Below are 15,060 nucleotides of genomic sequence, written 5' to 3'. Positions count from 1 at the left end.
TTCCCCGATGAATAATTTCGCGCATTTTAACCGAAGAGCGAGGCCCCGGCTAATAACCGGAGCTATTGCAGTTCAGCTCGAATGCAAAATCCGTTGCCCTGCTGACTTCGGTGGCGAAGTCGCCCGAGGGCAGCAACTCGAACCAGCGGTAGCCGGGCGCTTTATCTTCAACCGAAAACTCGACCGAACCGGCGGTGAACTGGATGCAGGTGGACGGTGTTGCCAGCAGACGCACCCCCTTGCGGGACTGATCCAGATCCTGGTGAATGTGCCCCCAGAGCACGATTCTTACCTGCGAAAAACGGTCGACCACCTGCCAGAAGGCATCGCGATTTCGCAGCCCGATAGGCGACATCCATTCGGTATCGATTTCAACAGGATGATGATGGAGGGCAATCAGCGCCGGTGTGTCGGGATTTTCGAGGAGAGTGCTCTCAAGGAATGCCAGTTCGGAATCCGCCAAATGGCCAAATACTTTTCCGGGCACCGAGGTATCCAGCAACACAAACTGCCACCCCCCCTGAATAACATGGCGCTGGTCAGCCCTGTTTTCGGCGGCTATCCGGGCCAGTAATGGTGAGTCGTCGTGGTTGCCGGCTATCCAGACAGAGGAAGAACGAAATGCCTTCAACTTGTCGCCGAACAGACGATAGGCTTCTTCGCTGGCATCCTGAGCGATATCCCCGGTTGCGAGAATGAGATCCGGCTGTCCATGGTCGTGAAGAACCTGAGCGATAACGGCGTCCAGACTGTCCCTGGTATTGACGCCCAGCAGCTCACCCCCCGGATCGGCCATCAGGTGCGGGTCAGTCAGCTGCAGCACCCGAAGGGCAAGGGGGCGATCAATTTTTGTCATGGCATGGATATTAGCAGACATGAAAACCTAGTCCACGCCTTCTCCGGCAGACCAGGCGGCGTGCTCCATGGGCAGGTGGCCGAATCGCAGGCAGTAATCCAGCCAGTCGGCGAGGAAACTGTTGACCTGAACTTTCTCGTCCGGATGATGCATATACCGGTTCGGGTAGTCGTTCACCGGGGCAATGTGCCGGTCTCGGTAGCAGCTGATCACTTCTGCCATGTTGGCGTCGTGATACACCCTTACGGTCAGCTGGGGATTGTTCAGCCAGCGCCCGGAGTTATGCACCTGTTCCAGAAGCAGGGTTTCGGTGAATTTTGTGGTTTGCAGCACTTCAATGCGCACACGGCCAAGGTATTGATCCTCACGATGAAGCTCAAAATCGCAGACGGGCTGGCCTTGGGCCTCCAGCTTCCGCAAGCGGTGAAGCCGCATGTAATTGCTATCGCACAGCGCTCCGAAACGTCGCAAATCCGGAACGTAGCGCCGGCGTTTCATCACCCACTCCGTCATATCAGCTCCAACCTTCCCGCAACCGCGGGCGATTCAACTGCAACCACTGCAGCGCAATAATGGCGGCAGCGTTATTGATACGTCCATCGTAAATCATTGCGATGGCCTCGTCGGCGCTGAACACGTGGGCACGGATATCTTCATGCTCGTGCTCCACACCAAAAAGCCCGCCTGCGGCTTCGGTGCTGATACGACCACAGTACAGGTGAATCAGTTCCGTGCTTCCCCCCGGAGATACCAGGTAGTCGCAGATCTTGTCCAGCGGCTTGAACGTCAGGCCGGCTTCTTCCTGGCCTTCGCGCTGGGCCACTTCTTCCGGCGACTCGCCGTCTTCGTTCATGCCCGCCACCAGCTCCAATAACCAGGGAGACTGGTCTCGGCCGAGGGCACCTAGACGGAATTGTTCCAGCAGAACGACTTCGTCCCGATCAGGATCGTAGGGTAGTACGCAGGTGGCGTCGCCGCGGATGAAGAGTTCGCGGGTAAATGTGGGCATTTCCTTGCCGTCAAAGCGCCGGTGGGTCAGCCAGAGCTTGTCCATGCGAAAGAAGCCCTGGAAGACGGTTTCGCGCTTTTCGATTTTTACGTCGCTGTCTTTGAACTGGAACGGTTCGGTCATGTCAGGTTTCAGATCCGTTTTTGAGAACGATTCTGAACGATAGCCCTTGTTTCAGCTTGGGTGCAAGCCTTGCACTCAGACTTCTCGACAATCTGACTTCGGTGCAAGACAGTCATGGGGGGCTCCCTCCCAAAACACGCTCGAGCCCCTCCATGGGGCGCTTGGGCTCCGCCATCCATGGCTCCGCACAGTTTTGGGAGGGAGCCCCCAATGACTGCCCCGAAAACAAATACGGGCCAACCGATGCTCACATGCCAAGCGACTCGAACCAGGAGTTCAGGCTAGACCTTGTCATAAAGCTTAGACCCGGCCTCCACAAACTCCCGGGACTTCTCCCTCATGCCGGCATCCACCGCGGACACCTCGTCAAGACCGTGTTCTTTTGCATACTCCCGCACTTCCTGGGAAATCTGCATGGAGCAGAACTTGGGGCCGCACATGGAGCAGAAGTGTGCCACTTTGGCGGAGTCTTTCGGCAGGGTTTCGTCGTGGTAGGCGCGGGCGGTGTCCGGGTCCAGGCCGAGGTTGAACTGGTCTTCCCAGCGGAACTCGAAGCGAGCCTTGGACAGCGCATTGTCGCGAATCTGGGCGCCGGGATGGCCCTTGGCCAGGTCGGCGGCGTGAGCGGCGATCTTGTAAGTGATGATGCCGGTTTTGACATCGTCCTTGTTGGGCAGGCCCAGATGCTCCTTGGGAGTGACGTAGCAGAGCATGGCGCAGCCAAACCAGCCGATCATCGCCGCGCCGATGCCGGAGGTAATGTGGTCATAGCCAGGAGCAATGTCGGTGGTCAGTGGCCCGAGGGTATAGAACGGGGCCTCGTCGCAGCACTCCAGCTGCTTGTCCATATTCTCCTTGATCAGCTGCATGGGCACATGGCCGGGGCCTTCGATCATCACCTGCACATCTTGCTTCCAGGCGATCTTGGTGAGTTCACCGAGGGTCTCCAGCTCACCGAACTGGGCTTCGTCGTTGGCATCGGCGATAGAACCGGGGCGCAGGCCGTCGCCGAGACTGAAAGATACGTCATAGGCTTTCATGATTTCGCAGATGTCTTCGAAGTGCTCATACAGAAAGCTTTCCTGATGGTGGGCAAGACACCACTTGGCCATGATGGAGCCGCCCCGGGACACAATGCCGGTGGTGCGTTTGGCAGTCATGGGCACATGGTGCAGGCGTACACCAGCGTGGATGGTGAAATAATCCACGCCCTGCTCTGCCTGTTCAATGAGGGTGTCACGGAAGATCTCCCAGGTCAGGTCCTCGGCCACGCCGCCGACTTTTTCCAGGGCCTGGTAGATAGGCACTGTGCCAATGGGGACCGGTGAGTTGCGGATAATCCATTCGCGGGTTTCATGGATGTTCTTGCCGGTCGAAAGATCCATGATGGTGTCGGACCCCCAGCGGGTGCCCCAGGTCAGTTTTTCCACCTCTTCCTCGATCGAGGAGCTGACTGCGGAGTTGCCGATGTTGCCGTTGATCTTCACCAGAAAGTTGCGGCCGATGATCATCGGCTCGGTTTCCGGGTGATTGATGTTGGCAGGTATGATGGCGCGGCCGCGGGCAACTTCATCGCGGACGAATTCCGGCGTAATTTCCTGCGGCAGGGATGCACCAAAGGACTGCCCCGGATGCTGGTCTTCAAGCAGACCCTGCTCCCGCGCTTCCTGAAGCTTCATGTTCTCGCGGATGGCGATAAACTCCATTTCCGGAGTAATGATGCCTTGGCGGGCGTAGTGCATCTGGCTGACGTTTCTGCCGGGCCTGGCCCGCAGCGGCTTGCGCTCGTCCATAAAACGCAGCGGATCGAGCAACGGATCTTTCATGCGGCGACGGGTAAATTCCGAGGTGTAGTCCGCTAACGGCTCCACGTCTCCACGTTCTTCGATCCAGGCGGACCGGATGGGCTTGAGCCCCTTTCGGAGGTCAATGATGGCCTCGGGATCGCTGTAGGGACCGGAGGTATCATAGACGGCAACAGGAGCATTCTTTTCGCCGCCCATTTCCGTCGGCGTGTCCCCCACGGTAATCTCCCGCATGGGCACCCGCAGATCGGGCCGGCTACCCTGTACGTAGATCTTACGGGACTGTGGCAGCGGTTTGATGGCTGCTGAATCGACTTTGGCTGAATCGCTGAGATAGGAAGGTACTGTTGTCATCTTGCGTCCCCGATTTCTTTGGATTAAGAGGGTCGCGTATGACGGAGCAGTGATCACAGAGGGTTCTGTGTCTTTGCAGCATATTGTCTCAAATCCCTACGCCGGTATTATCCGGATCAGGTTGCGGGTTCTGCCTGGCAATCTCAGCCGGCGGTCAGATGCTCTGACGCCAGCACCCCGTCAAGACGCGAATTCGATATCATTGACACAAACACCCTGTGTCAAATGCAAGTGTAGAGCTGGGGCGGTTTATTGTCCATAATGCCACCTCGCCGGGCGAATCATAAACAGGAGATATCATGAAGAAACGACTGCTTTCGGGGCTGATTGGACTGCTCGCAGCCCAGCCTGCACTTTCCATGGATCTGGTAGAGACGTACGAGAAAGCAATCTCCTATGATTCCGGCATTGCTGCCGCGCTCGCCAGTTTCCAGGCACAGCAGGCGGCCAGCGATGTGAGCCGCAGTGACCTGCTCCCCCAGATCGGCGCATTCGGCGATGTCAGCCACACCGACGTTGATGGCCCCATCCAGGACGCCGCGTATGAAACCTACGCCTTCGGCGTTGAACTGACTCAACCACTGTTCGAGGCTGCGGCCTGGTTTGATTACGATGCCAGCAAGTTCCAGACAGAATCTGCCCGGGCCGAATACAACCTCGCCCAGCAGCAGCTTATCCTCGACGTGGCCTCGGCTTATTTTAATGTTCTTCGGGCAGCCGATGCGCTTACCACCGCGCGGGCAACCGAAGCCGCTATCCAGCGGCAGTATGAGCAGGCCCAGGAACGGTTTGACGTGGGCCTGATCGCCATCACGGAAGTTTATGAGGCCCGCGCCAGCTACGATGACAGCAAGAGCCAGCGCATTGCTGCGGAAAGCGAGCTGGATATTGCCCGTGAGCAGCTGGCGCGGCTGACCGGTGAATACACCGAAGAACTCGACAACCTGCGCAGAAGCTTCCCCCTGAGCCGCCCAGAGCCCATGGATCCGTCGGCATGGGAAAATACTGCCTTGAACCAGAACTGGCAGATTCAGTCAGCGATGTACGATCTGAACACCAGTGAAGCCAACCTGAAAAGCGCGAAATCCGAGCACCTGCCAACACTAGATCTGAACGCCTCCTACGGCAAAACGGATATTGAGGGCCTGGAGGATCCTACTCTGCGCCAGCGGGATGGCACCACTACGGAAGGACGCATTGCTCTCCGATTGAACGTGCCTCTCTACATGGGCGGAGGAATCCAGGCCGGCGTTCGTCAACAACGCTCACTGGTCAATGTTGCCGAGCAATCTCTGGAAACGGTTCGTCGGGATGTGAGGGTGAATACCCGCAGCCTGTTCCGCACAGTAAACACCAACATCGAATCTGCCTCTGCCCTGGCGCAAACGATTATCTCCCGCCGCAGTGCTCTGGACGCAACACTCGCAGGGTACGATGTTGGCACACGTAATATCGTGGAGGTGCTCGACGCGGAACGAAACTTTTATGTCGCCCTGCGTGACTTTGCCAATGCCCGCTACGACTATGTGATCAACACCCTCAGCCTGAAGCAGGCGGCGGGCACCCTGAGTCCTCGGGACCTGGTCATTCTGAATAACTGGCTCAGTGCCTCAGCGCCCGGCATCGAAGCGCTCGCTGAGGAAAAAGAAACCATAGAAGATCCAATGCAATAACAAACCGGTGTGGTGAGCGGGCCCCGGGGCCCGCTCTAGATCCGCTCAACGATTCCGTCCACCACTTTCTCCAGCGCACCACGGTTGGCATTGACCACCGCCAGTGCGTTATGCCCGGCACTTTCTGCCGCCTGTTTATCTGCAACCAGATGTACCACACATTCCGCCAGAGCGTTTGAAGAGGGGGTGATATAAACCCCTTCCCCTGCCTCAAGGCGGTTGTAAATGGTTTCGAAGTTGAAAATATGGGGACCGGAAAGCACCGGAATACCCCAGGCAGCTGGTTCCAGCGGGTTGTGGCCACCCCGCTCAATCAGCGACCCGCCCACGAAGGCAATATCGCAGGCGCCATAGAGCATCAGCAGTTCCCCCATGGTATCGCCAACATACACCTGAAAAGGCTGTTCATCGTTATCGCTGGTGTCACCCGCGGCTGAGCGGCGCACTACCTCCAGCCCCATTGAGCCTGCCAGTTCGGCCACATTATCAAATCGTTCCGGGTGACGAGGCACAATAACCAGCAACGCGTTCGGGTACTGGGCCAGTATTTGTTGATGGGCTTCCAGGATCTGACGGTCTTCGCCTTCGTGGGTACTGGCGGCGATCCAGACAGGTCGATCCGTCCCAAGCTTCAGTCTCAGCCGCGCTGCCGCAGAGCGAACCTCGTCCGATATTTCCACGTCGAACTTGATGCTACCGGTCACCGATACCGACTCGGGCCGGGCGCCAATGCGCAGGAAGCGACCGGCATCCTCATCCGCCTGCGCAGCTATCCAGCTGATACTGCGCAGAAGGGGCTTTACCAGGGAGGCCACCCGTTCATAGCCCCGCGCGGATCTCGCGGAAAGTCGGGCGTTAATCAAAAAAATGGGGACATCGCTCTGCTTGCTCAGGGCGATCATGTTGGGCCAGAGTTCGGTTTCCATGATCACCAGCGCACGGGGGCGAACCCGGTCCACGAAGCGGCGCACTGCACCTGGCGTATCGTAGGGTGAGAACGCATAGCGAATCTGGTCGCCAAACAGGGCCTTTGCCCGGGCTGAGCCCGTGGAAGTCATCGCTGTCATCAGTACCGGAATGTCCGGGTTACGGCGCAGCAGGGCCTTCACCAGAGGTGCGGCAGCAATGGTTTCACCGACGGACACTGCATGGACCCAGATCACCGGCTCTTTGGAGGGTTCTGCGTAACCCAGCCGCTCCCGCCAGCGCACGAAAGCATCTGGTTTGGTGCGGCCATTCCACCACAGGCGCAGCAGCACGAACGGCAGCGCGATGCGAAAGAACAGGGAGTAAAAAAAATGAAGCATACTAACTCCGGGCCGGGTCGGTGCGGCGGTCATTCTACATAAAGCGCGTACGCGAGTCTGCTGCAAGAAAGCCGTCCAATTCCGCAACTAGCGGATATTGCGGCTTTAGTCGACGAGAACCGTCCTGCTAAACTTCCGTGCTTGTGGCACCTACAGCATCAGGCAATTAAACGAGTGAAGAAAAGCAAGCAGAAAACCCGCGACACCCGTTACTCCCGCTATCTCCACCCGCGCTGGTGGCCCACCTGGGCAGGGATCGCTGCCATGTGGCTGGCGGCCCGGCTCCCAATCAAGCTTCAGTGGTGGCTCGGCAGGCGTATTGGTGATCTCGCCTATCGCTTGGCAGCCCGCAGGCGCCACATCACCCAAGTAAACATTCGCCTGTGCTTCCCTGACCTGTCCGAGCAGGAACAGCAGGTCCTGGTGAAACAATCGTTCCAGGCCAATGGCATAGGGGTGATGGAGATTGGCCTGGCCTGGTTTCGCAACCCTGCCTCATTCATTCCCATCACCGAGGTGCACGGCCTGGAACACGTGGATGCGGCTCTCGCGAGAGGCAAAGGCATTCTGCTTCTTGGCGGCCATTACAGCACCCTCGACCTGGGCGGCAGCCTGGTCACGGAATACATTGAGGCCGATGTCATGCAGCGCGATCACAACAACCCGCTGATGAACGCTGTGATGACCCGCGCCCGGGAGCGTCGCTATGGCATGGTGCTGGACAGCAAAAATCTGCGCGGGCTACTCAAGCAGCTGAAGAAAAACCGCATTGTCTGGTACGCCACGGATCAGGACTATGGCCGTAAGGACATCGTGTTTGCCCCCTTCTTCGGTGTGCCCGCCGGTTCCATTACCGCCACATCGCGTATTGCAGATCGCAGCGGCTGTGCTGTGGTGCCGTTCAGCCATTTCCGCCGGCAACATGAGCCAGGGTACGATATCTATTTTCACCCTCCGCTGGAGGACTTTCCCTCGGGTGACGACCTGGCAGACGCCACCCTGGTAAACAGAACCATCGAGAATGAGATCCGCAGGCACCCGGACCAATACTTGTGGATGCACCGGCGCTTCAAGACCCGTCCATCCAGCGACGATCCGGATCTTTACAATGAGGACGGACATTGAGAACTCTCAAATGGCCAATGGCCAGGTCAGCCAATGACCTCTGAACGATTTGATTCACCCGCACCGATTATCTGGCTGTTGACCGACAAAAAGCCCGGGCATCGAAACCAGCTGAAAGGACTGGGTAACCGTCTCCGGGTTCTGGCCGGTGCCAGCGTGTCTGAGATTGACGCAATGGAAATTCCGGTCTCTCTGTGGCGCGCGCTGCTGGGTATTGCACCGGCCATGGATGCAACCCTGCCCTCACCAGACCTGATTATTGCAGCTGGCAGCGTAACCCATCGACTGCTGCTCTCCCTCCGGCGGCGCCGGAACGCAAAAACCGTGGTGTTGATGAAGCCGGGGTTTCCCGTCAGTTGGGTCGACGCCGCCATTATTCCCGAACATGACGGCGTCACCCCGGCTCAACATGTCCTCACAACCGAAGGCGTGATCAACGCCATCACGCCACTGGCCCGCATCACCGACAAGCCCGAGGGCCTGGTACTGATCGGCGGGCCGTCGCCTCATTTTGACTGGGACGACGATATGGTACTCGATCAGATATCACAACTCATGGGCCGCTACCCAGAGTGGCGATGGACCATCAGCGGCTCCCGCCGCACACCGGGAGTCCTGCTGGAAAAACTGGGGGAACTGACAGGCCCCAAAGTCACGGTTGTGGACCCGCAGCGAACCCACGCCAGCTGGCTGTCCCATCAACTGGCCGCCTCCCGTGCAGCCTGGGTGACACCAGACAGCACCTCCATGGCCTGCGAAGCCGCCACCTCTGGCGTCCCTACCGGCCTGTTTGAACTGGCCCCCAAACGCAACAGCCGAGTTGCCCGCGGCATGGCCAGTCTGGTGGAAAAAGGATACGTTGCACGTTGGCGTGATCATGCTTCGGTAATGACGGGCAAACTGTCTGAATCCCGCAGCCTCTGGGAAGCTGACCGGGCAGCGCGATGGCTGATCAACCATTTTCTGAAGGGAGGCAAGCGTTGAGAATTCTACAGGCTTTGCCCGCGCTCTATAGCGGGGGCGTTGAGCGGGGAACCGTTGAGTTTGCGGCCGACCTGGTCAAACGCGGACATAAATCGTTTGTCGTCTCAAAAGGCGGACCCATGGCCGAGCAACTTCGCGGACAGGGCTCGGAACACATTTTCATGCCCATACACCGCAAGACGCCGGCATCTTTCGGCCAGATTCTGCCCATGCGAAAACTGCTGCTGGCGCTGAAACCGGATATTGTGCATGTCCGCTCCCGGATGCCAGCGTGGATCATTTTCCTGGCCTTAAAAAGCATTCCGGCAAATCAGCGGCCGGCCATTGTCTCGACGTTTCATGGCATGTATTCCGTTACACCCTACAGCGCCATCATGACCCGGGCTGACCACATCATCGCCGTCTCCGGGTGCGTAAAGGATTATGTTCTCAACAACTACCCGGTGGCGGAAGAGAAGCTGACAGTCATCCAGCGTGGCGTGGATGTGGACGCATTCCGGCAACGGGAGCTCAGCTGCCAGTGGCTGGACCGCTGGTTGCGGCAGTACCCGCAGCTGGCCAACCAGAAAATCATCATGATGCCCGGGCGTATTTCGCGCTGGAAAGGCCAGCTGGATTTCCTGGCCATGATGGCACAACTGGTTCAGCAACGGCCGGATTGTCACGGCATCATTGTAGGCGGCGCAGAGCCCGGCAAGGAGAGTTTCCTGGAAGAACTCGAAAAGGAACGGGCCCGGCTGAACCTCACCGACAAGGTGAGCTTTCTGGGCCAGCGCAATGACATGACCACCCTTTACCTGCTGGCGGATGTGGTCTGCCACATGTCCACCAAACCCGAGCCGTTCGGGCGCACCGTTACCGAGGCCCTGGCCTCTGGCACGCCGGTGGCCGCGTTCGATCGTGGTGGCGCAGCTGAAACCCTGCGTGCCTGCTTTCCCGGGGGGCTGGTGCCCCCCGATGATATAGAAACGTTTGCGCAGACGGCTCTGTCCCTAATTGATAACCCCAGACCAGAGATCGAGATTCCCTGGCGATTCCGGCTGCAAGCACAAACAGAAACCACGCTGAAAGTTTACGAGAACGTCCTTGCATCCAGGCAGAAGCAATAATGAGGGTACAGGGTCCGCTGACCGTTGCCCTGGTTATTGCCACCCCCGGTACCGGCTGGGGTGGCATGGAGAAGCATACGGCGGACCTTGCGGACGCGCTCTCAGCAAAGGGCCATCAGGTTCACGTGCTGGCTCACCCCGCTTACAGCGAACGCTTTACCACCCCTGTCCATTTCCACCCGCTGCCCTTCCGGCTCGGCCGGCGCAACCTGTGGCTTCGACACCGCCTGCGCCAAACACTTGATTTCATCCACCCGGACGTTCTCCACGCCCAGGGCAACAAGGCTGCCAGCCTGGTCACTGCCGTTCGCCGGAAAGTTCCGGTCACCCTGGGCACGATTCATGGCACCAAAAGCTCCCACAAAGATTTCGACAAACTGGACGGCGTGATCGGTGTCAGCCGTGAAATCACCGATTCGGCTGTGCACCCGAACACGCGACTGATCTTTAATGGTCTTCAGCCTCTGGAAAAAACCAACGGTAGCGCCCTTCAGGTGCCGAAGATTCCCATCCCCGCGGAGCGCCCGCTGTTGCTGGCGGCAGGTCGCCTGGAACCGGTCAAGCAGTTCGACAGGCTGATCCGGGCCTGGGCCCAGGCAGATTGTGAAGGCAAGCTGGTGATTCTGGGCGCTGGCAGCCAACGGGCGCAACTCAACGCATTGATCCGGGAACTGGGCGCCGAAGACACCGTTGAGCTGCCGGGTCACGAACCCCGGATCTTTCCCTGGCTGCAGGCGGCAACAGCCTGCATCATCAGCTCCAGCCGGGAGGGTTTTCCCTACATCATGGTGGAGGCGTTGATGGCAGAGTCTCCGGTTCTGTCGACACCGGTCAGTGGTGTGGGAGATTTTCTGTCGCAGAACTGTATCGCCGCCTCTGACAGCGTCGAGGACATCGCCACGCTGATCAGCACTCACCTGGCTCAGCCAGACTTGCTGGCCGCGAGCCAACGCCAGAGCTTCGCATGGGCCCGCGAACAACTCAGCCTGGAGACTATGGTGTCGGAAACCGAAGCGTTTTATCGGGAGCTGCTTGAAAATGATTGACCTGTCGAGCCTTGCACCTTTTGCTTCAGGCTCCAACCGGCACTGCTACCGGCACCCGGACGATCCTGCATTGTGTCTCAAAGTCCTGCGCCCTGAAAACATCGAAGCCCGCTTTCAGCGCCAGGCCTGGCCTAAAAAAGTGCTCGGCAAGGCCAGAATCGATGACAACCGCCAGGAGATGAGGGCCCACCAGCAGCAAGCCATCAGGAAACTGCTTGCAGAGGGCCGGAGCTCCCTGGTCTGGGCACATCTGCCCCGATTCCATGGCACGGCTGACACCTCCCTCGGCACTGCCAACGTCAGCGAATTTATCAGCGCAAGCGATGGCGCATCGGCAGAAACCCTCGAGCACTACCTGCAACGCGCCGGATTCGATCAGCCCATCCGGGAGGCCGCGGAAAGATTCTGTAACTGGCTTCTGGAAACCGGCATCCTTACCCGAAACCTGTTGCCCCACAATCTGGTCATTGCGGACAGAAACGGCCAACCGGAGCTGTTCCTGGTAGACGGCCTTGGCGCACCCACCATACCCGACACACTCGCCCGGATACCCGCATGGCGAAAACGCTATATAAAACGCCGTATCAGGCGGTTTTACCTGCGAATCCACTGGGAAACCGGTAGCCGTAATGAAAGCTGGGAAGCTTCGCAGAAGCTCTGACTGACGACGAGCAGTACGACTAACCTTGCCGCACACCCCGGATGGTGGTAGCTTCCGCTAACTCTGTTTTCTGTTGATTGTCCTGCGAATTATGTCCCTTTCCAAAGCAACGTTTCTGATCCCCGCCCTCCGGCTTGCCGGCAAACTGCCTTTGCGTGGCGCGCAGCTTATTGGTCGCTTCCTGGGCATGATCAGCTGGGCATCCAAATCACAACTTCGCAAGGTCACTGAAATCAATCTGAGAATCTGCTTCCCGGAACTAACCAACGAACAGCGTCAACGCATGGCACGCTCCAGCCTTCGCCATACCGGCCAGACCATGATGGAAATTCCCCTGATATGGGAATGGCCGGTAGAACGCTGCCTGGAGCTGATCCGGGAGATCGAGGGTGAGGAACTCCTCGTCGAGGCTAAAAAAGACGGTCGGGGCTTGCTGCTGCTGGCGCCACACCTGGGGAACTGGGAACTCACAGGCCTGTATTTTTCGTCCAGATACCGCATGGCAGCCCTCTACAGCCCACCCCATATCAAGGAATTTGAAGACTACATGATCCGGGTACGTGGCCGCATGGGTTCGGAGCTGGTTCGGGGTGACCGCCGCGGACTTGCAAAGCTAATCACTCTGCTGCGTGAAGGCGAAGTTGCCGGCATCCTCCCCGATCAGAGCCCACGAGGAAAAGGCAACGCCTACGCGCCTTTCTTCGGGATAGATGTACGCACCATGACCCTGGTGTCCAAGCTGCTACGGAAATCCGGCGCCAAGCCTTTGATTACCTACTCTGAACGACTGAAAGACGGACAGGGATTCCGGCTGGTGATTCGTGAGTGCGAACCTGGCATTGCCGACCCCGACCCGGTAACCGCCACCACGGCCCTGAACAAGTCCATCGAGTCAGTGGTGCGGGAAGCTCCTGAGCAGTATCAGTGGGAATACAAGCGTATGCGGCACAGACCTCCCGGTGAAATCAACCCCTATTACCCGAACCGGACTTGCTAGGCATGAACATCAGACACAGAATCACCCATGGCCTGGCTGTTGCTGGCCTGGGCGGGGCACTGGCTTCGTCCAGCATCCTGGCCGGTGTCGCGCTGTTGCTGGCCGTCCTGGGCGGCTACGCCATCTGGAAAAAAGAAATGCCGCGCAGGAACTGGGACACCCCCAAAGAATTGCGCCTTCTGCACTTTGCATTCTGGTTCTTTGTGCTGGTCAGCTTGCTGAGCTGGGCCTTCGAAGGGTTTGAGTATGAAGGCGGCAAAACCCTCGGCACCCACGCCCGCCTCATCCTATTCTGGCCCATCGCCATTGCCCTGATTGCCGCCCGTGTTCGGGCGACCACTGTGTTTTCGGCATTTGTGGTGGGCGGTCTGGTGGTCATCGGATTGTTCGCGCTGCATGTAATTGACCTCTCGGGCAACCTGAATGTGCTCTGGCGGCTACGTTTTGGTGCCGGAATCAACCCAATCCAGTTTGGCAATCTGGCGATGCTGACGTCGCTGCTGTGCCTGATTGGCGGGTTTTACTTCAAGGCAGCACGGCGCGGCAAACTGGCCATTTTTGCGGTTATCGTGGGACTCGCCACTCTTGCCATTGCACTAATGAGCCAAACGCGCAGTAACCTGATTGCCCTGCCCGCCGCACTTGCACTGCTGCTGTTTCTGATACCACGTAAACTGATCATCCCGGGCATAATTGTCCTGGCGATGGTCGGCACCTTATCCGTCATGAATAGCGAGCGCTTCACTAACAGTCTTGATGCTCTGGTTGAAGGCAACCTCGATAAAAGCCTAGAACTTCGGTTGCAGGCCTGGAAAGTAGCAGGATCAGCTTTCGTGGCGAATCCCCTGTTGGGTGCCGGCTTGAGCGGCTATCACGAAATCGCTGAGGCGCAGGAATCCAAAGCCTTCCGTGACTGCTGCACTGACCACGCCCATAACGATACCATGCAACAGGCCGCGACCAAGGGCCTTCCAGGCATCCTTAGCTGGATCTTTCTGATGTTTATACCCCTGGTCACAGCGCTACGTCTTGTGCGTTCTGGCAATCTTGAAATTGCTTGTCTTGCCGGAGGCGGGGCAATGATTCCCGCCAGCTACCTGATCTTTGGACTGACCGAAGCCACGCTGGACCGGAGCCTGTTTCTGACTTTTTACCTTCTGTCCGTGTCCGCAACCTTTGCCGCACTATTCAACGCGCTCTCAGCATCCTACACCCGCCAGCGCGCAGTAAAGGTGTCCGCAACGGTGATTACCAAAGATGAAGAGGATCACATTGTCGATTGCCTGAAGTCCGCGAGATTGATCGCCGATGAGATCATCGTCCTGGACAGTGGCAGCAGCGACCGCACGGTGGAGCTTGCGAGGCAATACGCGGACGTTGTCGAGCAGACCGACTGGCCGGGGTTCGGCATACAGAAACAGCGGGCTCTCGAGCGTGCTACTGGAGACTGGGTACTGTCGATTGATGCAGACGAACGCATAACCCCGGAGCTGGCCAGAGAAATCAACCACACCCTCGCCGATGCCCGTGCAGATGCCTACAAGCTGCCCTGGGCTGTAACAATCTACGGAAAACGTCTGGACTTTGGCCGCAGTGGCCGGGCCCCCCTGAGACTTTTCCGTAAGGAAGGCGTTCGCTTTTCTGATGCCCTGGTGCATGAGAAAATTCTGCTACCCCGCGGAAGGGTCGTCAAAACGATGCGGGGAAGGCTAACCCACTACACCCATCGCAATTTCGGTCATGCCCTTGAAAAAAGCGCCAAGTATGCATGGCTGGGTTCGCAACAGAAATACCGTAGGGGCAAGCGCACGCGATCGCTGATTTACCCTACCATCCGTGGCATCATGACCTTTGTCCAGGTTTACTTCATACGTTTTGGTTTTCTCGATGGCGCCGTCGGATATCTTGTCGCGGTGACCTACGCTCAGGGCTCATTCAACAAATATGCCGGTCTGTGGACGCTGACCCGAACCGAGCGTCGAATGCGAGGTTGATTATTGCAATCATCGCC

General features: G+C 58.1%; 13 protein-coding genes and 1 riboswitch. Of the genes, 8 read left to right on the top strand and 5 right to left on the bottom strand.

What is annotated here, in order from left to right; translation table 11 throughout:
* Positions 1–49: 49 nt before the first annotated feature.
* The 4 genes from cpdA to thiC all read right to left on the bottom strand — a co-directional run bounded on the left by cpdA (position 50) and on the right by thiC (position 4,147).
* Complete coding sequence (gene cpdA / locus DIT71_RS15625; RefSeq protein WP_227538168.1) at positions 50–877, bottom strand: 3',5'-cyclic-AMP phosphodiesterase; 828 nt, start codon at positions 875–877, stop codon at positions 50–52.
* Between the two features lie 6 nt (positions 878–883).
* Positions 884–1,369, bottom strand: coding sequence for a DUF1249 domain-containing protein (locus DIT71_RS15620; protein ID WP_114614161.1), 486 nt, complete (start codon positions 1,367–1,369; stop codon positions 884–886).
* A gap of 1 nt (position 1,370) precedes the next feature.
* On the bottom strand, positions 1,371–1,988 hold the full coding sequence (locus DIT71_RS15615; RefSeq protein ID WP_114614160.1) for an NUDIX domain-containing protein: 618 nt from the start codon (positions 1,986–1,988) through the stop codon (positions 1,371–1,373).
* Between the two features lie 281 nt (positions 1,989–2,269).
* Positions 2,270–4,147 (bottom strand): phosphomethylpyrimidine synthase ThiC, encoded by a 1,878-nt coding sequence (gene thiC / locus DIT71_RS15610; RefSeq protein WP_114614159.1) that lies wholly within the window; start codon positions 4,145–4,147, stop codon positions 2,270–2,272.
* A gap of 75 nt (positions 4,148–4,222) precedes the next feature.
* Positions 4,223–4,337, bottom strand: a riboswitch (TPP riboswitch).
* A 109-nt stretch (positions 4,338–4,446) separates the two neighbouring features.
* Here thiC and DIT71_RS15605 point away from each other — a divergent pair.
* Complete coding sequence (locus DIT71_RS15605) at positions 4,447–5,820, top strand: TolC family outer membrane protein (RefSeq protein WP_114614158.1); 1,374 nt, start codon at positions 4,447–4,449, stop codon at positions 5,818–5,820.
* Between the two features lie 35 nt (positions 5,821–5,855).
* Here the strand turns inward: DIT71_RS15605 and waaA are convergent, their stop codons facing one another.
* Positions 5,856–7,127: a lipid IV(A) 3-deoxy-D-manno-octulosonic acid transferase gene (gene waaA / locus DIT71_RS15600; RefSeq protein ID WP_114614157.1), complete on the bottom strand. Its 1,272-nt coding sequence runs from the start codon at positions 7,125–7,127 to the stop codon at positions 5,856–5,858.
* Between the two features lie 174 nt (positions 7,128–7,301).
* Here waaA and lpxL point away from each other — a divergent pair, with 174 nt between their 5' ends.
* The 7 genes from lpxL (at position 7,302) to DIT71_RS15565 (ending at position 15,043) form a co-directional block, all read left to right on the top strand.
* Positions 7,302–8,252 (top strand): LpxL/LpxP family Kdo(2)-lipid IV(A) lauroyl/palmitoleoyl acyltransferase, encoded by a 951-nt coding sequence (lpxL, locus tag DIT71_RS15595; protein ID WP_114614156.1) that lies wholly within the window; start codon positions 7,302–7,304, stop codon positions 8,250–8,252.
* Between the two features lie 33 nt (positions 8,253–8,285).
* Positions 8,286–9,236 (top strand): mitochondrial fission ELM1 family protein, encoded by a 951-nt coding sequence (locus DIT71_RS15590; RefSeq protein ID WP_114614155.1) that lies wholly within the window; start codon positions 8,286–8,288, stop codon positions 9,234–9,236.
* Positions 9,233–10,345 (top strand): glycosyltransferase family 4 protein, encoded by a 1,113-nt coding sequence (locus tag DIT71_RS15585; protein ID WP_114614154.1) that lies wholly within the window; start codon positions 9,233–9,235, stop codon positions 10,343–10,345. The genes DIT71_RS15590 and DIT71_RS15585 overlap by 4 nt, the downstream gene beginning before the upstream one ends.
* A complete protein-coding gene (locus DIT71_RS15580; protein ID WP_114614153.1) occupies positions 10,345–11,391 on the top strand; it encodes a glycosyltransferase in 1,047 nt (348 codons plus the stop codon). Before DIT71_RS15585 ends, DIT71_RS15580 begins: the two co-directional genes overlap by 1 nt.
* Positions 11,384–12,052: a YrbL family protein gene (locus tag DIT71_RS15575; protein ID WP_114614152.1), complete on the top strand. Its 669-nt coding sequence runs from the start codon at positions 11,384–11,386 to the stop codon at positions 12,050–12,052. Before DIT71_RS15580 ends, DIT71_RS15575 begins: the two co-directional genes overlap by 8 nt.
* 91 nt (positions 12,053–12,143) lie before the next feature.
* A complete protein-coding gene (locus DIT71_RS15570; RefSeq protein ID WP_114614225.1) occupies positions 12,144–13,049 on the top strand; it encodes a lysophospholipid acyltransferase family protein in 906 nt (301 codons plus the stop codon).
* Between the two features lie 2 nt (positions 13,050–13,051).
* A complete protein-coding gene (locus DIT71_RS15565; RefSeq protein WP_114614151.1) occupies positions 13,052–15,043 on the top strand; it encodes an O-antigen ligase family protein in 1,992 nt (663 codons plus the stop codon).
* The last annotated feature ends 17 nt before the right edge of the window (positions 15,044–15,060 follow it).

Source organism: Marinobacter vulgaris (assembly GCF_003344045.1).
Classification (GTDB): Bacteria; Pseudomonadota; Gammaproteobacteria; order Pseudomonadales; family Oleiphilaceae; genus Marinobacter; species Marinobacter vulgaris.
The sequence above is the reverse complement of the archived record's forward strand: the minus strand, read 5'-3'. Positions and strand labels throughout refer to the sequence as shown.